The sequence below is a fragment of the Streptomyces sp. DT190 genome, from assembly GCF_049846985.1.
In the GTDB taxonomy this organism is placed as follows: domain Bacteria; phylum Actinomycetota; class Actinomycetes; order Streptomycetales; family Streptomycetaceae; genus Streptomyces.
Map to the genome: position 1 here is coordinate 177849 of NZ_JBNCNM010000009.1, position 21671 is coordinate 199519.

19 protein-coding genes are annotated in these 21671 nt (G+C 71.5%); 10 read left to right on the forward strand and 9 right to left on the reverse strand.

What is annotated here, in order from left to right; all coding sequences use genetic code 11:
- Nucleotides 1–135: 135 nt before the first annotated feature.
- The 3 genes from ACPXCS_RS18305 to ACPXCS_RS18315 all read right to left on the reverse strand — a co-directional run bounded on the left by ACPXCS_RS18305 (nucleotide 136) and on the right by ACPXCS_RS18315 (nucleotide 3621).
- Nucleotides 136–1554 carry an FAD-dependent oxidoreductase gene (locus tag ACPXCS_RS18305; protein WP_425945127.1) on the reverse strand — a complete coding sequence of 473 codons (1419 nt, stop codon included), beginning with the start codon at nucleotides 1552–1554 and terminating at the stop codon, nucleotides 136–138.
- 232 nt (nucleotides 1555–1786) lie between these two features.
- Nucleotides 1787–3016, reverse strand: a complete 1230-nt coding sequence (locus tag ACPXCS_RS18310) for a DUF6545 domain-containing protein (RefSeq protein ID WP_425945128.1) — start codon at nucleotides 3014–3016, stop codon at nucleotides 1787–1789.
- Nucleotides 3013–3621 carry a toxin-antitoxin system, toxin component family protein gene (locus ACPXCS_RS18315; protein ID WP_425945129.1) on the reverse strand — a complete coding sequence of 203 codons (609 nt, stop codon included), beginning with the start codon at nucleotides 3619–3621 and terminating at the stop codon, nucleotides 3013–3015. Before ACPXCS_RS18315 ends, ACPXCS_RS18310 begins: the two co-directional genes overlap by 4 nt.
- A gap of 247 nt (nucleotides 3622–3868) precedes the next feature.
- Between ACPXCS_RS18315 and ACPXCS_RS18320 the strand changes: the two genes are divergently transcribed.
- From ACPXCS_RS18320 to ACPXCS_RS18335, 4 genes are all read left to right on the forward strand, one after another.
- Complete coding sequence (locus tag ACPXCS_RS18320; protein WP_425945130.1) at nucleotides 3869–5227, forward strand: extracellular solute-binding protein; 1359 nt, start codon at nucleotides 3869–3871, stop codon at nucleotides 5225–5227.
- Nucleotides 5224–6165: a carbohydrate ABC transporter permease gene (locus ACPXCS_RS18325; RefSeq protein WP_425945131.1), complete on the forward strand. Its 942-nt coding sequence runs from the start codon at nucleotides 5224–5226 to the stop codon at nucleotides 6163–6165. The genes ACPXCS_RS18320 and ACPXCS_RS18325 overlap by 4 nt, the downstream gene beginning before the upstream one ends.
- Nucleotides 6162–6995 carry a carbohydrate ABC transporter permease gene (locus ACPXCS_RS18330; RefSeq protein WP_425945132.1) on the forward strand — a complete coding sequence of 278 codons (834 nt, stop codon included), beginning with the start codon at nucleotides 6162–6164 and terminating at the stop codon, nucleotides 6993–6995. Before ACPXCS_RS18325 ends, ACPXCS_RS18330 begins: the two co-directional genes overlap by 4 nt.
- A gap of 90 nt (nucleotides 6996–7085) precedes the next feature.
- Entirely contained in the window at nucleotides 7086–8600 is a 1515-nt protein-coding gene (locus tag ACPXCS_RS18335; protein WP_425945133.1) for an alpha-N-arabinofuranosidase, read from the forward strand.
- Nucleotides 8601–8610: 10 nt separating this feature from the next.
- Here ACPXCS_RS18335 and ACPXCS_RS18340 read toward each other — a convergent pair whose 3' ends face one another.
- Nucleotides 8611–11580 (reverse strand): glycoside hydrolase family 35 protein, encoded by a 2970-nt coding sequence (locus ACPXCS_RS18340; protein ID WP_425945134.1) that lies wholly within the window; start codon nucleotides 11578–11580, stop codon nucleotides 8611–8613.
- A gap of 96 nt (nucleotides 11581–11676) precedes the next feature.
- Here ACPXCS_RS18340 and ACPXCS_RS18345 point away from each other — a divergent pair, with 96 nt between their 5' ends.
- Both ACPXCS_RS18345 and ACPXCS_RS18350 read left to right on the forward strand, forming a co-directional pair.
- Complete coding sequence (locus ACPXCS_RS18345) at nucleotides 11677–12135, forward strand: RrF2 family transcriptional regulator (RefSeq protein WP_383322954.1); 459 nt, start codon at nucleotides 11677–11679, stop codon at nucleotides 12133–12135.
- A 375-nt stretch (nucleotides 12136–12510) separates the two neighbouring features.
- A complete protein-coding gene (locus ACPXCS_RS18350; RefSeq protein ID WP_425945135.1) occupies nucleotides 12511–13161 on the forward strand; it encodes a DUF4360 domain-containing protein in 651 nt (216 codons plus the stop codon).
- 59 nt (nucleotides 13162–13220) lie between these two features.
- On the opposite strand, the gene ACPXCS_RS18355 is transcribed toward ACPXCS_RS18350, so the two are convergent.
- On the reverse strand, nucleotides 13221–13784 hold the full coding sequence (locus tag ACPXCS_RS18355) for a dihydrofolate reductase family protein (RefSeq protein WP_425945136.1): 564 nt from the start codon (nucleotides 13782–13784) through the stop codon (nucleotides 13221–13223).
- 102 nt (nucleotides 13785–13886) lie between these two features.
- Here ACPXCS_RS18355 and ACPXCS_RS18360 point away from each other — a divergent pair, with 102 nt between their 5' ends.
- Nucleotides 13887–14438: a YciI family protein gene (locus tag ACPXCS_RS18360; protein WP_425945137.1), complete on the forward strand. Its 552-nt coding sequence runs from the start codon at nucleotides 13887–13889 to the stop codon at nucleotides 14436–14438.
- A 4-nt stretch (nucleotides 14439–14442) separates the two neighbouring features.
- On the opposite strand, the gene ACPXCS_RS18365 is transcribed toward ACPXCS_RS18360, so the two are convergent.
- Both ACPXCS_RS18365 and ACPXCS_RS18370 read right to left on the reverse strand, forming a co-directional pair.
- Nucleotides 14443–14625: a DUF397 domain-containing protein gene (locus tag ACPXCS_RS18365; RefSeq protein ID WP_425945138.1), complete on the reverse strand. Its 183-nt coding sequence runs from the start codon at nucleotides 14623–14625 to the stop codon at nucleotides 14443–14445.
- Complete coding sequence (locus ACPXCS_RS18370; RefSeq protein ID WP_425970990.1) at nucleotides 14622–15452, reverse strand: helix-turn-helix domain-containing protein; 831 nt, start codon at nucleotides 15450–15452, stop codon at nucleotides 14622–14624. Before ACPXCS_RS18370 ends, ACPXCS_RS18365 begins: the two co-directional genes overlap by 4 nt.
- Nucleotides 15453–15594: 142 nt before the next feature.
- Here ACPXCS_RS18370 and ACPXCS_RS18375 point away from each other — a divergent pair, with 142 nt between their 5' ends.
- The 3 genes from ACPXCS_RS18375 to ACPXCS_RS18385 all read left to right on the forward strand — a co-directional run bounded on the left by ACPXCS_RS18375 (nucleotide 15595) and on the right by ACPXCS_RS18385 (nucleotide 18579).
- Nucleotides 15595–16083: an ATP-binding protein gene (locus tag ACPXCS_RS18375; RefSeq protein WP_425945140.1), complete on the forward strand. Its 489-nt coding sequence runs from the start codon at nucleotides 15595–15597 to the stop codon at nucleotides 16081–16083.
- A gap of 97 nt (nucleotides 16084–16180) precedes the next feature.
- Nucleotides 16181–17161 carry an arabinan endo-1,5-alpha-L-arabinosidase gene (locus ACPXCS_RS18380; protein WP_425945141.1) on the forward strand — a complete coding sequence of 327 codons (981 nt, stop codon included), beginning with the start codon at nucleotides 16181–16183 and terminating at the stop codon, nucleotides 17159–17161.
- Nucleotides 17143–18579 carry a family 43 glycosylhydrolase gene (locus ACPXCS_RS18385; protein ID WP_425945142.1) on the forward strand — a complete coding sequence of 479 codons (1437 nt, stop codon included), beginning with the start codon at nucleotides 17143–17145 and terminating at the stop codon, nucleotides 18577–18579. The genes ACPXCS_RS18380 and ACPXCS_RS18385 overlap by 19 nt, the downstream gene beginning before the upstream one ends.
- A gap of 61 nt (nucleotides 18580–18640) precedes the next feature.
- On the opposite strand, the gene ACPXCS_RS18390 is transcribed toward ACPXCS_RS18385, so the two are convergent.
- Both ACPXCS_RS18390 and ACPXCS_RS18395 read right to left on the reverse strand, forming a co-directional pair.
- Nucleotides 18641–20308 (reverse strand): pyridoxal phosphate-dependent aminotransferase, encoded by a 1668-nt coding sequence (locus ACPXCS_RS18390; RefSeq protein WP_425945143.1) that lies wholly within the window; start codon nucleotides 20306–20308, stop codon nucleotides 18641–18643.
- A 176-nt stretch (nucleotides 20309–20484) separates the two neighbouring features.
- Complete coding sequence (locus ACPXCS_RS18395; protein ID WP_425945144.1) at nucleotides 20485–21633, reverse strand: aldose epimerase family protein; 1149 nt, start codon at nucleotides 21631–21633, stop codon at nucleotides 20485–20487.
- Nucleotides 21634–21671: the final 38 nt, after the last annotated feature.

A 21671-nucleotide genomic window follows, 5' to 3' on the forward strand; every position in this document is an offset into this window, starting at 1 on the left:
CACCCGGCGAGGGCCAGTTCAGTCGGAACGGACCAGGCGGAATCGGCCCGGCTGGAGCCCGACCGGCAGGGACCGGGTCAGCCGGGACCGCGCGAATGGCATCGGCCCGGCCGGGACCCCACCGCAGGAAGGGCCTCAGCCCTGGCGTCCGCCCGCAGCCCCCGTCCGGTCCAGCCGTCGCAGTACCCCCCGCTCCGCCTCCGTCAGCGGCGCTCCCGCCGCCGGCGGCAGTGGGGGGCCGCTCAGGGTCGCCAGGACCGTCGACGGCCGTAGCAGCCGCGTCGGTCCCGTCGCCATGCTCATCACGTCCCAGACCGCCGACGCCGCCGGGTACGAGCCCGTCGCCGTGCGGATCATGCGGCGGGTGTACGCCGTGACCAGACGGTCGGCGACCCCGGGGGTGCCGCCCCGCGTGCCGGGGTACCAGACGTCCTGGCTCACCGCCATCGTCCACGCGGACTCCACCGGCCTGGCCACCCGCCGCTGGACCCGCCGGGCGAGCCCGGCCGCGTCGAGGCCGGAGCGCCGCAGCTCGCGGTCCAGCTCCCGGGCGCCCAGCGCGGCCACCGACATGCCCTGCCCGTAGGCGGGGTTGAACGTGGCCAGCGCGTCACCGAGGACGACGAGGCGCTCGGGCCAGGACCGCGTCTTCTCCAGGTACCGGCGGTGGTTGCTGGTGCTGCGGCTGACGTGGACCTCGGTGAGCGGTTCCGCGCCGGAGATCAGCCGGCCCACGATGGGGTCGGGCAGCTCCAGGGTGTACCGCAGGAACGCGTCCGGGTCGGAGGGCGGTTCGCCGCCGCCCCGGGTGCCGGCGAGGCTGACCATCCACCGGTCGCCCTCGATCGGCAGCACCATGCCGCTGCGGCCGGGCCGCCCCTGATACGGATCCGCCTGCACCATCGTCAAGGGGAAACGATCCGCCCCCTCGGGAGTGCGGTAGAGGCGCGTGGCGTTCACCAGGCCGGCGTCCACCGTCTTCGCGCGCACGTCGTCGATGCCCAGCCCCGCCAGCCAGGTCACGATCCGCGAGCCGCGCCCGCTCGCGTCCACCACGAAGTCCGCGGCGAGGTCCTCGTCCCCGTCGGCGGTCGACAGGCGCACCCCGGTCACCCGCTGCCGCGACCCCGTCAGCTCCAGCACCCGCGCCTTGCGGACCACGACCGAGGTGCTGTCCAGCACGGCCCCCCGCACCGCCCAGTCGAGCAGCGCCCGTGTGCAGGTCAGCATCCGCGGCCCGGGGTGGCGCCAGCGCCGGAACCAGCCCTCGGGCGTGAGGGCGACCATGCCCGAGCCGAGCGGTATCTCGTGCGCACCGGCGGCGAGCAGGTGCTTGCGCATGCTCACGCCCGGCACCAGGTCCTCCATGGCGGCCAGACCGCCGGCCATGAGGAGGTGCGCGTGACGTCCCTGCGGCAGGCCCTTGCGGTGCTCCGGCCCCTCGGGCAGGTCGTCGCGGTCGAGCACGACGACCTCGTCCGCGACGGCGGACAGCGCCGCCGCGGCCAGCATGCCGGCCAGCCCCGCACCGATGACGACAGCTCTACGCGACATGCGACTCCTCGCACTCAGCCATGACGGCTCCCTTGCCCTGCGGGCATTCCCCGGCGTCCGGCCACGGCCGTGCAGCGCACAACACCGTCCGCCGGCACCGGTTTTCGGGCCGTGCGGGCCCCGTCCCGGACGGCTCTCACCGTACCTTCACGTACCGTGCGCGCGGCCCCCCGTGCGCGCTCCGTCCGGGATAACGGCCGGGCACGGCGTCCGCGGCCCGCGAAACCCGAGGTCAGCCGGTGAGTGACCGGCCCTCGGAGTGGTCACGCGCCAGGGCGCGGATCGCCCGGAGGTCCTCCTTGTGCCGCAGGGCCCGGGACAGGGCGCCGATCTCGCGCAGCAGTTCCGTGGTGTCACGCGCGCCGGTGCCGTCGTCCTCCCCGGCCCGGCTGCCGGTGTCGGCGGCGTCCAGGATCGCCGCGGTCGCGGCGAGCACCTTCGCCCGGTCGGGCGGGTGGCCCAGCGCGAGGGCGGCGTCGTGGAACCGCTCGCGCCGGTCCTCGTCGATGTGCCGGGCGAGCGGCAGCAGCACGTCGCGGATGAAGGTCTCCCGGCGGACCAGGCGCAGCTCCGGCGTGCCCCGCAGCAGGAACGGGATCCCCTCGCCGTTGACGGTCCTCATCAGCAGGTACAGCGGCCGCAGTTCGTGGTGGGCGAGCCGGACGTGCCAGCGGCCGTGCAGGTACTGCCCGGCGTGCGGGAGGATGAACCCGATCGCGATGAGCACGGCGGACAGGCAGGCGAGCGGCGGGGCGACGGCCGTGCTCAGCCAGTCCACGTCCCGCCCGGCCCAACGGGCCACCACGGCACTGATCTTGGCGGCGTCGAAGAGCAACTGCGCGGCGTAGCCGACGCCGAGGAACTTCAGCCCCCAGCGCAGCAGCGAGTCGAGTCCGTCCGTGCGCACCCAGTTCCAGATCAGCCCGTTGGTGACCAGCGCGGCGGTGGTGTGCGCGAGCAGGTACAGCACGATCACCTCGCGCATGTACGGCGTGTTCGCGTAGTACGTGTCGAGATCCCGCAGCCGCTCCACCGGAACGTCCGCGAGAGCGAACAGCACCCACATCGCGACGATCACGCCCGAGTAGACCGCCACGACCCCGCGCATGGCGCGCCGGGTGCGCTCCGAGCGGTCGGACAGGCCGTTGCGCCAGGCGATGATCAGCAGCAGGCAGAAGGCGCAGAACGCGGTGAGCAGCGAGTACACCCAGGGGCCGGAGAAGTTCGCCACGCCGGTCAGCCGGTTGACCCGGGCGATCGTCGACGGCGCCACGAAGACGAACACCGCGCAGGCGAGCAGCAGCAGCCCGCCGACCGCGCGCAGCATGGGGTCCGTCCAGAGCCGGATGATGCTCGGCAGCTTGATGGCCAGGGCGGCGGCCAGGACCCCCGCCGGGATCCACCAGAAGTTCGGATAGAACTGGTTGACGAACTCGACCGGGGTCAGCGCCACCGTCGTCACGGCGCACCTCCTCGCGGCCCCCGGTAGTACAGCGCCCGCTGCACGGGTTCGAGCGGGGCCTGCGGTGCGCGCCCGCCCGGCAGCAGCGTCCGGCAGCCGGCCGCCAGCCGGTGACCGAAGGCGTCGGCCTCGGCCTCGTCCCGTTCCCGGGAGCCGTCGCGGGCGGCCACCGCCAGGGCGGCCCCGTCCCAGCCCGGCCGTTCGGCGAACGCGTGGGCCGCCGCCGCACCCGCCCCGTGGTGGTGCCCGTGCCCCGCGTGCAGATGCCACAGCTCGTGCCCGAGGATCACCAACTGCTGTACCGCCTCCGCCCGTTCCTCGACGATGACCAGGTCGAAGTCCTGGAACTCCACCCACAGGCCGGTCACTTCGATCTCGTCCGGGAAGCGCTCGAAGCGCAGTTCCAGGGGCCGCCCGCCGCGCCGCGCGCTCATCTCCTCGCACAGCGCCCGGCACAACGACCGTATGTCGCCGGGCTGCCGGTCCCTGGCGCGCACCGCGGCGGTGAGGTCGGCGGCCAGGGCGCGCATGGCGGTGCCACGGCGCGTGCGCCCGAGTGCGGCGGTGACTCGGGCGGCCATCGTCCGCGCGCCCGCGATGTCCATCGCTCCCCCTTCTCACCACCGGCCGGCGTCGGCAGCCCGTCCGAGCCTACGCGCCCGAAAGTGTGCGCGTCATGTGATCCGACGTCCGATGTTCAACGGAGAACGACCGTTCGTGGCCGCAAAGTCCTGCCGAATATGTGACCGGGCCATTGACGCGCCAGCGCTACGAACTTACGGTCCCGTTCGAAGTAGCGAGCGACCTTCGAAATACCGAACGGACCGTGAACATCGACCGTAAGGGCAGGGCATGGGACGACCTGGCCTCCATCGCAGGCAGCTTCTCGGCGGGCTCGGCGGACTCTTCGTCGCGAGCAGCTTCGGCTTCGCAGCCCTGGGCACCGGAGCCGACGCACTGGCCACCGGCGCGCGCACCCGCGTGCGCTACTGGAACCTCTTCAGCGGCGGCGACGGCGCCAACATGATCGCGATGCTGGACGCCTTCCGCCGGGACAACCCGGACATCGCGGTGAAGGACTCCACCCTCCAGTGGGGCAACCCCTTCTACACCAAGCTCGCCATGGCCGCCGCGGGCCACCGCGCCCCCGACCTCGGCGTGATGCACCTCGGCCGGGTCCCCGGCTTCGCACCCGGCCGCCTCCTCGACCCCTGGGACGTCGGCCTGCTCGCCCGGTACGGCGTACGGCGGGAGGACTTCAACCCCGCCCTGTGGAAGCGCGCCGTCGTCGACGGCAAGCTCTACGCCCTGCCGCTCGACATCCACGTCCAGCTCTGCTTCTACCGCAAGGACGTGCTGAAGCGGGCCGGACTGCTCGGCGCCGACGGCCGGATGGTGCCGGTCACCTCCACCGGCGAGTGGTTCGACGCCCTCAAGGAGGCGAGGAAGGCCACCAGGAAAGGGCTGCAGACCATCGGGTTCTGGCACAACGACCAGAACTTCCAGTGGTGGTTCTTCGTCGCCTTCTACACCCAGCTCGGCGGCACCTGGTTCGACGCCGCCCGCACCGAGGTCACCTTCGACACCGGCAAGGCCGTCCAGGTCCTGGAGTTCCTGCGCCGGCACGTCACCGACGGCTACGCCGACCCCGGCTTCGGGGGCGGCGCGGGCGCCGAGCAGTTCCTCAACGGCTCCCCCTTCGTCTGGGAGGGCAACTGGTCGGTGCCGGTCTTCTCGGGAGCGAAGCTCGACTACGGCGCCACCCCGCTGCCACCCGTCTTCGGCGGACCCGCCACCCACGCCGAGTCGCACGCCTTCGTGCTGCCGCACCAGGCCGGCCGCGGCGGCGCCACCAACGAGGCGGCCCACGCCCTCGCCGCCTACGTCGTCCGCCACGCCCGGCAGTGGGCGGCCGGCGGCCACATCCCCGCCTACACGCCCACCCTGTCCACGGCCGCCTACCGGGAGCTGGACCCGCAGAGCGAGTACGTCTCCGCCATGGACCACCAGGCCAACGAGCCGAAGGTGTGGTTCGCCGGCTCCACCGGCATCCTCGCCCAGCGCGTCGGCCCGATCGTCGTCTCCGCCACGACCGGCTCCGCCTCCCCCGACACCGCCGCCCGGCGCATGAAGAGCGCCCTCACCGCCCTGCTCGCCGCAAAGAACCCCATGGACGGCAGGACCGCAGCGCAAGGAGGTGCCGCCGTATGACGGCGACCAGCGCCCAGCCCCTGGCCGCACCCGTCCGGGCCCGTGCCGCCGCCGCGGGTGCCACCCTGCGCCACAGGCAGGGCTTCCAGCACGGCGGCTGGTTCGTCGCCCCCTTCCTGGCCCTGTTCGCCCTGTTCGTGATCTGGCCGCTGCTGAGAGGGGTCTACCTCAGCTTCACCGACGCCAACATCACGGGCGAGGGCGCGCGCTTCGTCGGCCTGGACAACTACCGCGAGGCCCTGCGGGACCCGCTGATGTGGGACTCCCTCGGCCACAGCGCCTACTTCACGGCCCTGGTCGTGCCGTGCATCACCGTCCTCGCCTTCCTCCTCGCGATGCTCGCCCACCACATCGAGCGCGGGAAGTGGCTGTGGCGGCTGTGCTTCTTCGCCCCGTTCCTGCTGCCGTCCACCGTCGCGGGCAACCTGTGGCAGTGGCTGTTCAACCCCGGCACGGGCATGGTCAACCACGTCCTCGGCCTGGAGACCCCCTGGCTGACCGACAAGTCCTACGCGATGCTCGCCCTGGTCGTCATGACCCTGTGGTGGACGGTCGGCTTCAGCTTCCTGCTCTACCTCGCCGCGCTCCAGGGCATCCCCGGCCACCTCTACGAAGCGGCCCGGCTGGACGGCGCGAACGCCTGGCACCGCATGGTCCACATCACCCTGCCGATGCTGCGCAACATCACCGGGCTCGTCGTCGCCCTGCAGATCCTCGCCTCGCTCCAGGTCTTCGACCAGGCCGTGGTGATGCAGGACTTCGGCCCCGGCCCCGAGGAATCGACCCGGACCTTCGTCCAGTTCACCCTCGAAGAGGGCTTCACCAGCTACCGCGTGGGCTACGCCTCCGCGATCTCCGTCGTCTTCTTCGTGATCATCGCGGCCGTCGCCCTGGCGAGGATGTGGCTGCTGCGCAACCGTGAGGAGAGCGCCCGATGACCACCAAGGCGTGGAGCCCCGGTCAGACCGTCCTGACGCTCCTCGGGGCGGCCGTCTCGATCGTCTTCCTGTCCCCCTTCGCCTGGGGCCTGTTCACCTCCCTGAAGTCCGAGACCGAGGCCGTGGAGGTGCCTCCGCACTGGCTCCCGCAGGACTGGACGGGCCAGGCCTGGCAGGCCCTGTTCGAGTCCGGCACCCTCACCAACTGGTTCGTGAACTCGGTGGTCGTGTCGGTCTGCGTGACCGCGGTGGTGCTCGTGGTCGGCGCCCTGGCCGGATACGGCTTCGCGCGCACCGAGTTCCGGGGCAGGAAGGCCCTGCTCGGCCTGGTCATGGCGGGCCTGATGATCTCGCCCGCGGTGCTCGGCGTCCCGCTGTTCACGACCGTCCAGCAGATGGGCATGGTCGACACCTACTGGGGCATGATCCTGCCGCAGTGCGCGCCCGCCGCGATGGTCTACATCCTCTACAAGTTCTTCCAGGGCATCCCGCGCGAGCTGGAGGAGGCCGCCTTCATCGACGGCGCGGGCCGCTGGCGGGTCTTCTTCACGATCGTCCTGCCGCTCTCGCGCCCCTCCCTGGCCGCGGTCGGCATCTTCACCTTCATCGCCTCGTGGAACAACTTCCTCTGGCCGTACATGGTGACCAACAACCCCGACCTGATGACCATGCCCAACGGCATCGCGACCGTCATGAACTCCTACGGCATCCAGTGGGCCCAGCTGATGGCCGGCGGCCTGATGGCGGGCCTGCCCCTGATCGTCGTCTTCGTCTTCTTCCAGCGGCAGATCGTGGCGGGCGTGGCCCACACCGGCCTGGCAGGCCAGTAACGCCCCTCAGGGGTGCGGAGAACCGCGCGAACAACCCCCACAGGCCCGCAGCCGCCACCGAAACAGAACCACCCACCCCGAAAGGCGAACATGCACAAGGCCCGCTTCACCCTCGACCCCGCCTTCACCGTCGGCGAAGTGAACCCCCGCCTCTTCGGCAGCTTCGTCGAACACCTCGGCCGCTGCGTCTACACCGGCGTCTTCGAACCGGACCACCCCACGGCCGACGACCAGGGCCTGCGCCAGGACGTCCTCGCCCTGGTCCGCGAACTCGGCGTGACAGCGGTCCGCTACCCCGGCGGCAACTTCGTCTCCGGCTACAAGTGGGAGGACTCGGTCGGCCCCGCCGAGAACCGCCCCCGCCGCCTCGACCTGGCCTGGCACTCCACCGAGACCAACCGCTTCGGCCTCTCCGAGTACATCGGCCTCCTGCGCAAGATCGGCCCGCAGGCCGAGCCGATGATGGCCGTCAACCTCGGCACCCGCGGCGTCGCCGAGGCCCTGGAACTCCAGGAGTACGCCAACCACCCCGAGGGCACCGCCCTGTCCGACCTGCGCGTCTCGCACGGCGACAAGGACCCCTTCGGCATCCGGCTGTGGTGTCTGGGCAACGAGATGGACGGCCCCTGGCAGACCGGCCACAAGACGGCCGAGGAGTACGGCCGCCTCGCCGCCGAGACGGCCCGGGCCATGCGCCAGCAGGACCCCGGCGTCGAACTCGTCGCCTGCGGCTCCTCCAGCCAGTCCATGCCGACCTTCGCCGCGTGGGAGGCGACGGTCCTGGAGGAGACGTACGACCTCGTCGACTACATCTCCCTGCACGCCTACTACTGGCCCGAGGACGGTGACATCGACTCCTTCCTCGCCTCCGCCGTCGACATGGAGTCGTTCATCGACAACGTCGTCGCGACCGCCGACCACGTGGGCGCCCGGCTGAAGTCGAAGAAGCGGATCAACCTCTCCTTCGACGAGTGGAACGTCTGGTACCTGCCCGAGTGGGAGGCCCGCGCCAAGACCTTCGAGCAGCACGACTGGCCCGAGGCCCCGCGCCTGCTGGAGGACAACTACAGCGTCACCGACGCCGTCGTCTTCGGCTCGCTCCTGATCGCCCTGCTCCGGCACGCCGACCGCGTCACGGTCGCCTGCCTCGCCCAGCTGGTCAACGTCATCGCGCCGATCATGACCGAGCCGGGCGGCCCGGCCTGGCGGCAGACGACGTTCTTCCCGTTCGCGCAGGCGTCGCGGTACGGCCGCGGCCAGGTCCTCGACGTACGGCCCGTCTCCCCGACGTACGAGACGCGGAAGTACGGCGAGACCGACCTGCTGCACGCCACCGCCGTGCGCGGGGAGGACGGCACGGTCACCGTCTTCGCCGTCAACCGCAGCCGAACCGAGCCACTGCCGCTGGAGGTCGCCCTCGGCGGCCTCGGCCTCACCTCGGTCGTCGAGCACAGCGCCCTCGCGGACGCCGACCCCGACGCCCGCAACACCCTCGACGACCCCGAGCGGGTCACCCCGCACACCGTCGACGGCACGGCCCTGCGGGACGGCACGCTGCACGCCGTCCTGGAGCCGCTGTCCTGGAACGTGATCCGGCTGGCGTGACGGCGCCCGGTCACACCGGCTTGACGGGCACCCCTCCGGCCGCGGCACCGAGCAGCGTCAGCCGCACGGTCCCCGGCCCGGAGGGGGTGGTCCCGTCGGACAGCACGGCCAGCGCCAGGGTGTTGGCACCCCGGGTGCGCAGGATCCCGTTCGGCAGCACGAACGTGTGCTGCGGCCCCACGTCGTTGATGTACTGGCCGAGGTTCCAGCCGTTGAGGAAGATCTGCACGCGGTAGGCCCGGCCCGGGTCGTCGTCCAGGACGAGGCCGACCGAGGCGTCGACGCCCGGGTCGACGTCCAGCCGGAAGCTTGTGCGGTACCAGGTGACGCCCTGCCGCCGCCCGGCCCGGGGCAGCTCGGTCTTCGTCCAGTCCCGGTCGTCGTGCTCCGGCAGGTGCCAGCCCTCGCGCTCCCCGTACAGTCCGCCGTTGTTCATGGGCCCGCGCACGGGGTCGGGCGCGGCGGCGCCCTGGATCCTCCAGGTCACCTCCGGTGCGGCGCCCTCGAAGGTGACGGCGGTCAGCCCGCGCGCGGCCTTGTGCGTGTCGCGCGCCTCTCCGTCCATGTCGTGCTGCATCGGCCGCACGAGCACCGACAGCACGTGGCGCGTCCCGGGCTCCTCCCGCAGCCGTTCGCGCAGTTCGTCCGGCAGGTCGAAGGAGGCCTTCGCCGTCCACGTCCCCTGCCGGGCCCGGTCCCGGTCCGGCACGGGCATGCGGTGGGTGCCCAGCGCTTCGCCGTCCAGCCAGGCCATCAGCAGGCCCTGCGTGCCGGTGCTGTAGGCCAGGGACACCGATTCGACGCCGCCCGCGCCCGTCCACGTGCCCCGGTACCAGACGTCGCCGTAGTGGAAGCCGTAGTCGTCGGCGAACAGCACGGGCTGTCCGCCGGGCACGGGCGTGGTGCTGAAGGTCGTCGTCCTGTCGGCCGTCGTCCAGTCCGTGTCGTCGAAGTCCGGCTCGGCCTCCGGGTTCTCGGCCCGCCGCCGCCAGCCGTCCAGGGCGGGCAGGGCGGGCCGGGTCACGCCGGGCAGCGGGCGCAGCGCCAGCAGGCTGCCGGAGGCGCTGATCCGGGTGGGCACCGCACGCCCGTTCCACGTCACGTGGGTGAGGCCGCGCGGGCCCCACACCTCCAGGCCGGTCGCGCCGATGGTGTCGCCGGTGAGGTGGACGGTGGAGCCGCGCAGCTCGGCCGAGCGCAGCAGGGCCGGGCCGTAGACCAGCAGCGGGCCGGACGGCGTCTCGTAGGGCCACAGGCGCAGGGCGGTCGCGTCGTCGGCGAACAGCACCAGCATCGGTGTGTCCACGCCGTCGCCCTCGACCCGCACCCGGCTCAGCCCGCCGGCGCCGAGCGGGGCCGTGATGTTCAGCTTGCCGAGGTTGTACGCCCAGGCGGGCTCGGCGTCCAGCCGCATGGGGGTCGGCTCGTCCGCGCACTCCAGCACGACCTGCGCCATCTCGCCCCGCCGGCCGGTGAACACCGCGATGTCCTGCCGCCCGGCGGTCAGGCTCAGCATGGGCTGCACGGTGGAGTGCACCAGCGTCCGCCGCCCGAGCCGCAGCCCGGCCGCGAGCAGCTTGGCGTCCCGGGCCGCGACGGTGACCGGCACGTCGATCCCGGCGTCCGGCAGGGTCGTGGACACGTCCTCGCCGGTGTCGTTGCGCAGGACGTAGACGTGGGCGCCGGTGTCGGGGTTGGCCAGGTGGTAGACCCTGATCCGCTCGTCGGTGGCGCGCACCCGCTTCCCCGGGTCCAGCTTGGCGAGGTCGGGCACATGGCGCAGCAACTGCCCGATCTGGTGCATCGGGGCGAGCTTGGGGGTGGCGTTGCGGGCCTCGTCGAGGGCGGCGCCGTAGTCGTACGACGTGTAGACCACCGGTGCGGGCAGCCAGCCCCAGGAGGTGCCGCCGTAGGTCATGTAGACGTTGTGCAGCGTGATGCCGTTGGCGAGGTTGGTCAGGTGGAAGCGCCGCTCGTAGGCCGCGTCGCGGATCCGGCGCGACTCGGCGTAGCCCTTGCCGTCGAACCAGGACCCGCCCCACGGGTCGAACCAGCCCCCGCCGAACTCGGGCAGGAACCCGGGCGTGCGCGGGCTGGCCGTGGCCCCGCCCCTCACCCCGCCGGGCCCGAAGTGCCCCCAGTCGGGCGGCACCCCGTCCGGCTCCGGGTATCCGTCGAACCCGTACAGCCAGCGCCCCTTCTCCCCGCCGGTGCCGAACGACCCGGGCGTCCAATGGCCGTTGCGGCCCTTGTCGTTGTGGAACAGCGGTACGTCGATGCCGTCGGCGCGGACCTTCTCGTACAGGTACGACATGTAGGCGCGCCCGGTCCGCTCGCCGGCGTGCGCGTCGTACTCGTTCTCGATCTGGTAGAGCAGCACCGTGCCCGTGCCGCGCGTGAACAGGCGCTTGGCGATGACGGCGTTGACGGCGGTCAGCCACTCGTCGACGTACCGCAGATACGTCGGGTCGGCGGTGCGGGCCGTGCCGTCGGTGGCGGTCAGCCAGCCGGGGAAGCCGCCGGCGTCGACCTCGGCGTTGATGTACGGGCCGGGCCGCACGATCACGTACAGCCCCGTCTCGGCGGCCGTGCGCAAAAACAGGTCCAGGTCGCGCACCCCGGTGAAGTCGTAGCGGCCGGGGGCGGGGGAGTGGTGGTTCCAGGCGACGTACACGCTGACCGCGTTGTAACCGTGGGCGCGCATCTTCTCCAGCACGTCCCGCCACAGCGACGGGCTCGGCAGCCGGAAGGGGTGCATCTCGCCCGACCACAGGACCAGGCGGCGGCCGTCGATCAGCAGGGAGTACCGGTCGAAGCCGATCTCGTGGCGCCGGCCGTCCGCGCGGGGCACGGGCGGCGGCGGGCCCGTGGGGGCCGTCCGTGCCGGGTTGGCGGAGGTCGGCGACCCGCTGCCGGTCAGCGCGAAGCCGAGCGCCGCCGTGCCGGCGAGAGCGTGGAAGGTACGCCTGCTGAGCTCCAAGGGAGCGCCTCCTGTTGTGCCATGCCGTGCGTGGTGCGTCATACGGGGTGTGGTGCGTGTGCTCAATGTCTACAGGGTGACCGCGACAATGGTCCTATGAGGATCTCGGCACGTGCGGACTACGCGGTACGAGCGGTCGTGGAACTGGCCGTCCGGCAGGGGGAGGGGCCGGTCAAGGCGGAGGCCGTCGCCACCGCGCAGGACATCCCCCACAAGTTTCTGGAGGGGATCCTCGGCGATCTGCGGCGCGGCGGTGTCGTCGACAGCCGCCGCGGCGGGGGCGGCGGCTATCGCCTGGCCCGGGAGGCGGACCGGATCACCGTCGCGGACGTGATCCGGGCCGTGGACGGCCCGATCGTCTCGGTGCGCGGCGAGCGGCCGACCGGCCTCGCCTACACCGGCACCGCCGAGCCGCTGCTGCCGCTGTGGATCGCGCTGCGGGCCAATGTGCGCAGGATTCTGGAGGGCGTGACGATCGCCGACCTCGCGGCCGGGGCGCTGCCCGAGCCGGTGGAGCGGCTCGCGGCCGAACCGGCGGCCTGGGAGAACCCGTGACGGGCCGCGCCCGCGGCTGAGCGGGCGGCGGGGGGCGAGTCCGTGGGTGATCCTCATCGCGGTCCTCGGGAGCCTCGGTCGACGCACTGCTCACGCACCCTATGCGCCCGGCGGCACGGCCGGGCGCCGGGGCGGGGCCCGTGAGCGGGGCGCCCCCCGCCCCACCTCCGCCGCGCGGGGCGACGATGTGAAATCCCGCCCTGTGAATGGCCGGAGAGCGACCTGGCCGCCCCCTGGCGCCCTGCGTACGATGCGACCGCTCCCGGCCTTCACAGCTCCTCCATGAATGGAACACAGGTCGGGTGCATATGCGCCGTCGCCTTGACATGCGCATGACCATTTTCGATCCACCCCCCACGAACGGATGGGAGAACCATGGCCGGTGGCCTGCTCCTGAGCGGCGCGATCGCCGCGCTGCTCACCAGCGCACTTCCCGCGCAATCCCCGTCCTCCGGGTTCGTCGACCCGCCCCCGGACAAGATCGTCATCAAGGTCGCCACCGTGAACGGCTCCGGCTGCCCGCAGGGCACGACCGCGGTCGCCGTCTCCGAGGACAACACGGCCTTCACGGTGACCTACAGCGACTACCTCGCGCAGGCCGGCGGGGGCTCCGACCCCACCGCGTTCCGCAAGAACTGCCAGCTCAGCCTGATCGTGCACGTGCCGCAGGGCTTCACGTACGCCATCGCGAGCGCCGACTACCGCGGCTTCGCCGCACTCCAGCCCGGCGCGAGCGCCACCCAGCGGGCCTCGTACTACTTCCAGGGCTCACCCAGCACGGCACACCGGAGCCACCCCTTCAGCGGCCCCTACAACGACAACTGGCAGGCCACCGACGAGACGGACTGGGCCCAGCTCGTCTACGCGCCCTGCGGTGTCCAGCGCAACTTCAACATCAACACCGAGATCCGCGTCAACGCCGGTACGCAGGCGGCCGACAAGGTCAGCTTCATGACGATGGACTCGACGGACGGGGACATCAGCACGGTGTACCACATGGCCTGGAAGGAGTGCCCGGGCCGGTAGGAGGGCGGGGGCCGGAGCAGGAGCCGGCCCCCGCGCCCCGGTGTCGTGCGGACGGTCGCCTAACGCGTCACGCGGTGGCGCAGGAGGACGACCTGCGAGCTGAACGTGCGGGTCTCGACGAGTTCGAGATCCACCCGGCGCTCATTGCGGGGGAAGAAGGGAATGCCGCCGCCGACCAGGACGGGGTAGACCATGGCCCGGTACTCGTCGATCAGCCCCAGGTCGGCGGCCTGGGCGGCGAGGGTGGCGCCGCCGATCGCGATCTCGCCCTCTCCCGGCTCGGCCCGCAGCCGCTCGATCTCCTCCGCCAGGCTGCCGGAGGCCAGGCGGGCAGCGCCGCGCACCTCGGACAGGGTGGTGGAGAACACCACCTTGGGAAGCGGGTTCCACAGCCCGATCCATTCGAGCTCCGCCTCGTCCGGGGTGGTCTCCTGCTCGGCGGTCTCCCAGTACAGCATCGTCTCGTACAGCCGCCGCCCCATCAGGTGGACGCCGACGTGCCGGATGTCGTCGATCCAGTAGCGGAAGACGTCCGGGAGGGGCTCCGACCAGTTGAAGTCACCGTCGGGCCCGACGATGTAACCGTCGAGCGAGACGTTCATCGAATAGGTCACGCTGCGCATCAGAAGTCCTCCTCGGTGACGGATCCGACCTTACGACCGCCGGGCGAGGCGGAACTCATCGCGACGCGCGCGATCCGGGCCGCCGTCGCGGTTGGATGAGGCATGGAGTTCTTCTGCTACCACCGAGACCGGTCCGGTTCCCTCCCGCTGCGCCGGGAACTGGGCGAGGCGCACTGGGCCTACATGGACCGCTACGAGGAGGAGCTGATCGCCCGCGGGCCGACCTTCGCCGCGGACGGGGAGACGCCGACGGGCAGCGTCCACGTCGTCGACCTCCCGGACCCCGCCGCGGCCCGGGCCTTCGCCTTCGACGAGCCCAACCAGCAGGCCGGGGTCTACCGGGACGTGCTGCTGCGGCGGTGGCGGAACCTGCTGGGGCGGACCATGTGGGAGTTCCCCGGTGGCCGGACGGGCGGGAACCGGTACCTCGTGCTCGGCTTCGGCCCGGGGCCGGGTGCGGATCTCCACGTCCCGGAGGCCGTGCGGGAGGACCTGATCGCGTACGGGCCGCTGCTGTCCGACGACGGTGCCGTGTGGGTGGGTACGGCGGCACTGGTGCGAGCCGCTGACGCGGGGGCGGCGGGTGCGGTGCTGACCCGGGGCGCGTACGCCGAGGTCGAGGTGCACGCGTGGGAGTTCGGCGGGCGGAGGTGAGGCGTTACTCGCCGGCGTGCGTGAGGAAGGCGGACCAGGCGGTGGGGGAGACGCGGAGTTCGGGGCCTTGCCGGTTCTTGGAGTCCCGGATGTGGATGGTGTCGGGGCAGGCGGCGACCTCCAGGCAGTCGCCGGAAGCGCTGCTGCTGTAGCTCGACTTGAACCAAGCCAGTTCGCTGGTGTTCATAGGTCTCCTCGCCTGCGCTGCAACAGGCTCACGGAGTCTTCGAGGGAGAGAGCCTGTGCACGCATCCTGGCATACCTCCTTTGGAGCACGCTGACCACTTTCCGGTCGGTGATGAGCTGTCCGCTCTCCTGCCCTTCGAGGTAGGCGAACCACTGGTTCTCAGGTGTCTCCAGCAGGTGGAAGGGCCCTTGCAGTCCTGAGTGGGACTCACGTACGAGAGGCATGACCTGGATCTCGATGTTGCGCAGCTGGGAGATCTCCAGCACGTGATCGATGAGATCCCGGGTCACTGCCTTGCCTCCGGTACGCCGCAGGAACACATGCTCCTCGACGATGAAGCTGAACGCGGTGTTCGGTCGCTGCCACAGCAGCTTCTGCCGCTCGGCTCGCGCCGCCCATCTCTCCTCGATCTGCTGGTCGGCGAGCGGGGGCAGGTTGTCAGCAGCCAGCGCCCGCACGTAAGTCTGGGTCTGCAACAAGCCGGGCACCATGCGGCACTCGTAGGTGCACATGGTGATCCCGGTCCGCTCCAGGGCGGCCCACCGGCGGAACCACGCCGCCAACCCCGGCTGCCTCTCCAGGCACCCCGCCGCCCTCTGTAACGCGCCGGTCCTGCCGAACACCTCCTCCGCGCGCTGCACGAACTCGGGATCCGGCATCCGCCTGCCCAACTCCACCGAAGCCACCGTGTGCTTGGAGAACCGCACCAGTTCCCCGAACTCCTCCCGGCTCAGCCCGGCGTGTTCGCGCAGGCCCTGGACCACCGCCCCGAACGTCCGCAGACTGTCCGACGACTCCGGCTCGCCACCCGTGCCCGTCCCCGCCATGCCATCGACCACTGTCGGTCACCTCCCGCAGGCATGGTCACGGGACGTCACCGGTACTGTCCAGTCCGTGACCGCGTACGCTGCCGCAGCGTACGCGGCTCCGGCCTGGAGAATCGCCGTCCCCGCAGGTCACATTGGGCGCATGACAGCGCCGATCATCCGCAACACCGCCCAACCGCCCGTCACCGTACGTGTGTTCACGCAGCGCCTCAGCTCCACGCCGCGCGGCGCCCGTCTCGCCCGCCGGCTCACGCTGAACCAGCTGCACTCCTGGGGCATCCCCTACGGCACGGACGTCTCCGACGCGGTCGGGGCGATCGTGGCGGAGCTGGCGGCCAACGCCGTGACGCACGGGCGCGTACCCGGGCGGGACTTCGCGCTGCGGCTGTCCCTCGACCCGGACCGCGTCCGGGTCGAGGTGGCGGACACGCGCAGTGGGCCGCCGCGTCCGCCCGCACCCGGTGCCGTACGGCCGCCGCAGCCCTTCGACGAGCACGGCCGGGGCTTCGTCCTGGTCGACGCGCTCGCCGACCGCTGGGAGGTGCTCGACGGTGAGCCGCCCGGCAAGACCGTGCGGGCGGAGATCGACCTGCGGCGCCCGGGGCACGGCCGTTGCTGCGCGAACCATTGACGCGCAAGGGGTTCGATTCTACGTTCCCGTTCGAACTTGCGAGCACTGTTCGAGATATCGACCAGTTGTGACACCCCACCGCAAGGAGGACCCCCGCATGAGCCGCACCCCCCTGCGCAGGCGCACCGCCCTGCTCGCCCTCCCCACCGCCGCCCTCCTGGCCCTGACTCCGGGCACGGCGTCGGCCTACCCGGGCCCCGGCCGCGTCACCGGCGACATCGTCACGCACGACCCGTCGATGATCCGCACCTCGTCCGGCCAGTACCTGCTCTACGCGACCGGCGGCGGCATCGCCCACAAGACCAGCAGCGACCGCACCGCCTTCCGCAACGGCGCCGACGCCTTCTCCAGCCGGCCGAGCTGGTGGCGGAACTACTCCTCCGTCCCCGAGGCCTGGGCGCCGGACATCTCCTACCAGGGCGGCAAGTACCTGATGTACTACTCCGTCTCGAAGTTCGGCTCGAACACCTCCGCCATCGGCCTGGCGACCTCCCCCACCGGCCAGCCGGGCAGCTGGACCGACCAGGGCACCGTCTACACCTCGAACTCCGCCAGCGACTTCAACGCCATCGACCCGAACCTCTTCGTCAACGACGACGGCAAGTGGTGGCTGTCGTTCGGCAGCTGGTGGACGGGGATCAAGATGATCCAGATCGATCCCTCCACCGGCAAGCAGCTCGGCTCCCACACCACCCGCTACTCGCTCGCGTCCCGCCCCACCGGGACCAAGGCCGTCGAGGCGCCCTTCATCGTCAAGCGGGGCGGCTACTACTACCTCTTCGCTTCGTACGACACGTGCTGCGCCGGCACCAGCTCCACGTACAAGGTGAAGGTCGGCCGCGCCACCAGCGTCACCGGGCCCTACCGCGACAGGAACGGCGTCGACCTGATGAACAACGGTGGCACGCCCGTCCTCGAATCGCACGGCAGCGTCATCGGCCCCGGCGGCCAGTCGATCCTGAAGGACGCCGACGGCGACCTGATCGTCTACCACTACTACGACGGCAACGACAACGGCACGCCCAAGCTCGGCATCAACCTTCTGAACTGGAGCAGCGGATGGCCCGTCGCCTACTGACCCTGCTGGCGGCCCTGCTGCTGGCGCTGTCCGTCGGGCAGCCGCAGGCGAGCGCCGCCTCCTTCACGAACCCCGTCAAGTCCGTCAAGGGCGCCGACCCCTGGATCTCGTACCACGACGGCAACTACCATCTGGTGACGACCAGTTGGACCGACGTCATCACCATCCGCAGGTCCACCACCCTCGCCGGGCTCTCCACCGCCCCCGGCGTGCAGGTGTGGAAGGGCGACGCAGCCTCCCGCTGCTGCAACATCTGGGCGCCCGAACTGCACTTCCTCAATGGCCGCTGGTACCTGTACTACGTCGCCGGGCAGAACGTGTCCGACTACAACCCCACCCAGCGCAGCCATGTGCTGGAGAGCGCCGGCTCCGACCCCATGGGGCCGTACACCTACAAGGGGCAGCTCAGCAGCGCGTGGATGCTCGACCCGAGCGTGCTGAACGTGAACGGCCGGCTGTACATGCTGGGCAGCGCCGTCACGGGCGGGACGCAGAACCTCGTCATCGCCCCGATGTCCAACCCGTACACCGTCAGCGGCTCCTACTCGACCATCTCGACCCCTACGTACGCCTGGGAACGGCAGGGCGGCACCGTCAACGAGGGCGCCGAGGTGCTCCAGCGGGGCGGCCGTACGTTCCTGATCTACTCGGCGAGCGGGTGCTGGACCCCCGACTACAAGCTCGGGCAACTGGAGCTGACCGGCTCCGACCCGCTGGCCGCCTCCTCCTGGACGAAGAAGCCCACGCCCGTCTTCCAGCGCAGTGATGCCAACGGTGTGTACGGGCCCGGCCACAACGGCTTCTTCACCTCGCCCGACGGCCGCGAGAACTGGATCGTCTACCACGCCAACGACTCGGCCTCCGAGGGCTGCGACAACGGCCGGACGACCCGCGCCCAGAAGTTCACCTGGAACGCCGACGGGACCCCGAACTTCGGCACACCGGTGCGGCTCGGCGCCTCGCTGCCCGGGCCTTCCGGGGAGCCGTCCAGCGCCTCCACCACGTACACGGTCACCAACCGCAACAGCGGCAAGTGCCTGGACGTGGCGGGCGGTTCCACGGCCGACGGCGCCAACGTGGCGCAGTACACCTGCAACGGCAACGCCAACCAGCGCTGGCGCCTGGAGGACCTCGGCGACGACACCCACCGCCTGGTGAACGTCGCCACCGGCAAGGTCCTCGACACCGCCGACTGCTCCTCCGCCGACGGCGCCGACCTGCGCCAGTGGTCGTGGCTGGACAACACCTGCCAGCGGTTCCGCTTCCAGGCCACGGACGGAGGCTTCGTCCGCATCACCAACCAGGCCACGGGCAAGGTGGCGGACGTGGCCGACTGCTCCACGGCGGACAGCGCCGACGTACGCCAGTGGGCATGGCTGAACAACGCGTGCCAGCAGTGGAAGCTGACGGCCGTGTAGCACCGCGCCCGGGGGCGCGGGGAACTGCGCGACCAGCCACGACGGCCCCGCACCCGCCGAACTACCCGGCCTGCCCCATCCCCGCCGCGTTGGGCCAGCTCTGCGCGGCGGGCCAGCCCGTGGCCGGTGCCGGGGTCAGCCCGTTCGTGCCCCGCACCTGCGCGGCCGTCAGACCACCCCGCGCGGGGACACCGGGCGGCGTGGGCCCGGTGAACGGTGCGGCCACCGGCTGCGGAGCCGGCTGCGGCACCTGAGGCTGGGGCATCTGCTGGGGGATCTGCGGCTGCGGCAGTTGCGCCGCGGCCGGCATCGGCATCCCACCGCTCGTACCCGCCGGGACGGCGGACGCGGCGGCGGGGAGCGGCATGCCGATGCCGGTGGCCGGAGCGGGCGCCGGGGCGGCGGGCGCCGGCGCGGGGGCGAGGCCCGGACCGCCGAGGCCCGCGCTCGCGGCGGCCGGCGCCGCCGCGGGCCCGGGCGAGGCCGCCATGGCCTGCGCCGCAAGCCCTCGCATGCCCGAGCCGTTCGTCTCGCTCACCAGCCGGTCCACGGCCGCCGTACCCGAGCTGTAGCTGGTCCCGTTGCCCAGCTCGGGTACGGCGGCTCCCCTCCTGGACGTCCCGTAGAGCACCTGTTCCAGGCCGGACACCAGGCGACGCACGTCCACCTGGGGGCGCACCACGAGACGCAGGAAGCGGCTGGACGAACCGATCTTGTTGCCGCACTCGCGGACCAGGATCCGGTGCTCGGTGAGCATCCGGTCCCGCACCACGGTGCCCTCCGCGCCCACCGGAAGGCGCACGAAGAGGAAGTTGCCCTGGGACGGGTAGACCGTCAGACCGGGCAGCGCCGACAGCTGGGAGGCCATGTCGAGGCGGTCCCGGCGCACCTGCTGCAGGCTCTGCGCGTACTCGGCGCCGTGCTCCTTCAGCATGAAGACGACGTGCTCGGCGAAGGAGTTGAGGTTCCACTTGGGCAGCATGGAGCGGATCCGGCCCGCGAGCGCCGGGTTGGCGACGAGGTAGCCGAAGCGGATGCCGTGCAGGCCGAAGTTCTTGCCGAGGCTGCGCAGGACCACGACGTTGGGACGGAGCATCGCCTCCTGCACGACGGACGGTTCGGCCTCGGCGTCCGCGAACTCCAGGAACGACTCGTCGATCACGACGAGGTCGAGGTCGGCCATGGCGTCCATGAACTGCACCACGGCGTGCTTGTGCAGGAAACCGCCGTCGGGGTTGTTGGGGTTGCAGATCACGGCGACGCGCGTGCCCCGGGCGCGGATGAACTCGGCGTACTGGGCGAGGTCCAGGGCGAAGCCGCTGGACTCCTGCAGCGGGAACATGTCGACCCGCTTGCCGGTCTCCATGGGCTGGTCGGTCCAGCGGCCGAACGTGGGGACGGGGACGGCGAGGGACTCGCGGACCAGCAGGTGGTCGATCCAGGTGATCAGCTCGGTCGAGCCGTTGCCCATGGCCACGCACTGCGGCGGCAGCTGGAGCAGGCTGCACAGCTCGGCCGTGATCGTGTCGGCGCTGCTCGGGTAGTACGTGATGATGTCGCGCAGCCTGCCCGCCATGTCCTCGAACATGGCCGGGGTGGGGAAGTACGGGTTGCAGGGGATACAGAAGTCCACGGGGCCGGCTCCCTCGCCGCCCTCGCGTGTCAGAGCCGCCATCGACGGGCTGTGGGCCGCGGTACTGCGGAACAGCGACGTGACGTTGTCGGCCATGGAACCTCCGTGTGAGGCGGGCCCGTTGGGGACGGCGGACCCGACGTTCAAGGGCGGCCCGCGCGGGGGAGCGCGGGCCGCCCTTACATACGGAGACCCGGGTGACGCTGTTCAACCCCTGAGGCGTCCCTCAGAAAGTTGTGTGCCACCTGTGAAGACGGCGGAAAGGCGCCGGGTCAGCGGCCGAACGTGTGGATCGTCGAGGTCCGGTAGGTCTGCCCGGGCCGCAGCACCGTCGACGGGAACGACGGCTTGTTCGGCGAGTCCGGGAAGTGCTGCGTCTCCAGGCACAGCGCGTCGCCCTGCCGGTAGGTGCGGCCGGACGGGCCGGTGAGCGTGCCGTCGAGGAAGTTGCCGGAGTAGAACTGCAGGCCCGGTTCGTTCGTGGCGATCCTCAGCGTGCGGCCGGAGGAGGGGTCGCGCAGGGTGGCCACGTGCTCGGGCCGGGCGGTGATGCCCTTGTCCAGCACCCAGTTGTGGTCGAAGCCCTTGGCGGTCACCAGCTGCGGATGGGAGACGCGGATGTCCCGGCCGATCGGCTTGGCCTTGCGGAAGTCGAAGGGGGTGCCCGCGACCTTCGCCAGCTCGCCCGTGGGGATCAGACCCGCGTCGGTGGGGGTGTAGCGGGAGGCGGCGATCGAGAGCTCGTGGTCCTCGATGGTGCCGCTGCCCTCGCCGGCCAGGTTCCAGTAGACGTGGCTGGTGAGGTTGACGACCGTGGCCTTGTCGGTGGTGGCCTCGTAGTCGATGCGCCAGTCGCCGTGCCGGGTGAGGGTGTACGTCACCTTCGTCTTGAGCGTGCCCGGGTAGCCCATCTCCCCGTCGACGCTCGTGTAGTACAGGTACAGGCCGACGTCGGAGCCCTTCACGAACGGCTCGACGTCCCAGACGCGCTTGTCGAAGCCCTTGGCGCCGCCGTGCAGGCTCTGCTCGCCGTCGTTGACGGAGAGCTGGTGGTTCTTGCCGTCGAGCGTGAACCTGCCCTGGCCGATGCGGTTGCCGTACCGGCCGATCAGGGCGCCGAAGTACGGGCTGTCGGCGACGTAGTCCTCGAGGTTGTCGAAGCCGGCGCTGACGTTGGCGTAGCGGCCGCGACGGTCGGGGATCTCCAGGGACTGGACGATGCCGCCGTAGGAGAGGACCTTCAGGCGGGTGCCGCCGTTCTCCAGCGACCAGAGGTGCACCTTCGTGCCGTCGGCGAGCTTGCCGAAGAGCGTCTTCACCGGCTTCCTGCCTCCCGTGGCGTGTGCCGTGCCGCCGAGCGTGGTGGCGGCCATGCCCGCCGCCGCGGCCCCCGCGATGACCGTGCGTCTGTTCAGTTCCATGTGTGCGGCTCCCGATGAGGAAAGGGCCCCGCCTTCCG

What these genes read in the sequence shown, in the direction of transcription:
- ACPXCS_RS18305 (WP_425945127.1), bottom strand. Translation starts at nt 1,554, where the DNA reads ATGTCGCGTAGAGCTGTCGTCATCGGTGCGGGGCTGGCCGGCATGCTG.
- ACPXCS_RS18315 (WP_425945129.1), bottom strand. Translation starts at nt 3,621, where the DNA reads ATGGACATCGCGGGCGCGCGGACGATGGCCGCCCGAGTCACCGCCGCA.
- ACPXCS_RS18320 (WP_425945130.1), top strand. Translation starts at nt 3,869, where the DNA reads ATGGGACGACCTGGCCTCCATCGCAGGCAGCTTCTCGGCGGGCTCGGC.
- ACPXCS_RS18325 (WP_425945131.1), top strand. Translation starts at nt 5,224, where the DNA reads ATGACGGCGACCAGCGCCCAGCCCCTGGCCGCACCCGTCCGGGCCCGT.
- ACPXCS_RS18330 (WP_425945132.1), top strand. Translation starts at nt 6,162, where the DNA reads ATGACCACCAAGGCGTGGAGCCCCGGTCAGACCGTCCTGACGCTCCTC.
- ACPXCS_RS18335 (WP_425945133.1), top strand. Translation starts at nt 7,086, where the DNA reads ATGCACAAGGCCCGCTTCACCCTCGACCCCGCCTTCACCGTCGGCGAA.
- ACPXCS_RS18345 (WP_383322954.1), top strand. Translation starts at nt 11,677, where the DNA reads ATGAGGATCTCGGCACGTGCGGACTACGCGGTACGAGCGGTCGTGGAA.
- ACPXCS_RS18350 (WP_425945135.1), top strand. Translation starts at nt 12,511, where the DNA reads ATGGCCGGTGGCCTGCTCCTGAGCGGCGCGATCGCCGCGCTGCTCACC.
- ACPXCS_RS18355 (WP_425945136.1), bottom strand. Translation starts at nt 13,784, where the DNA reads ATGCGCAGCGTGACCTATTCGATGAACGTCTCGCTCGACGGTTACATC.
- ACPXCS_RS18360 (WP_425945137.1), top strand. Translation starts at nt 13,887, where the DNA reads ATGGAGTTCTTCTGCTACCACCGAGACCGGTCCGGTTCCCTCCCGCTG.
- ACPXCS_RS18365 (WP_425945138.1), bottom strand. Translation starts at nt 14,625, where the DNA reads ATGAACACCAGCGAACTGGCTTGGTTCAAGTCGAGCTACAGCAGCAGC.
- ACPXCS_RS18370 (WP_425970990.1), bottom strand. Translation starts at nt 15,452, where the DNA reads ATGGCGGGGACGGGCACGGGTGGCGAGCCGGAGTCGTCGGACAGTCTG.
- ACPXCS_RS18375 (WP_425945140.1), top strand. Translation starts at nt 15,595, where the DNA reads ATGACAGCGCCGATCATCCGCAACACCGCCCAACCGCCCGTCACCGTA.
- ACPXCS_RS18380 (WP_425945141.1), top strand. Translation starts at nt 16,181, where the DNA reads ATGAGCCGCACCCCCCTGCGCAGGCGCACCGCCCTGCTCGCCCTCCCC.
- ACPXCS_RS18385 (WP_425945142.1), top strand. Translation starts at nt 17,143, where the DNA reads ATGGCCCGTCGCCTACTGACCCTGCTGGCGGCCCTGCTGCTGGCGCTG.
- ACPXCS_RS18390 (WP_425945143.1), bottom strand. Translation starts at nt 20,308, where the DNA reads ATGGCCGACAACGTCACGTCGCTGTTCCGCAGTACCGCGGCCCACAGC.
- ACPXCS_RS18395 (WP_425945144.1), bottom strand. Translation starts at nt 21,633, where the DNA reads ATGGAACTGAACAGACGCACGGTCATCGCGGGGGCCGCGGCGGCGGGC.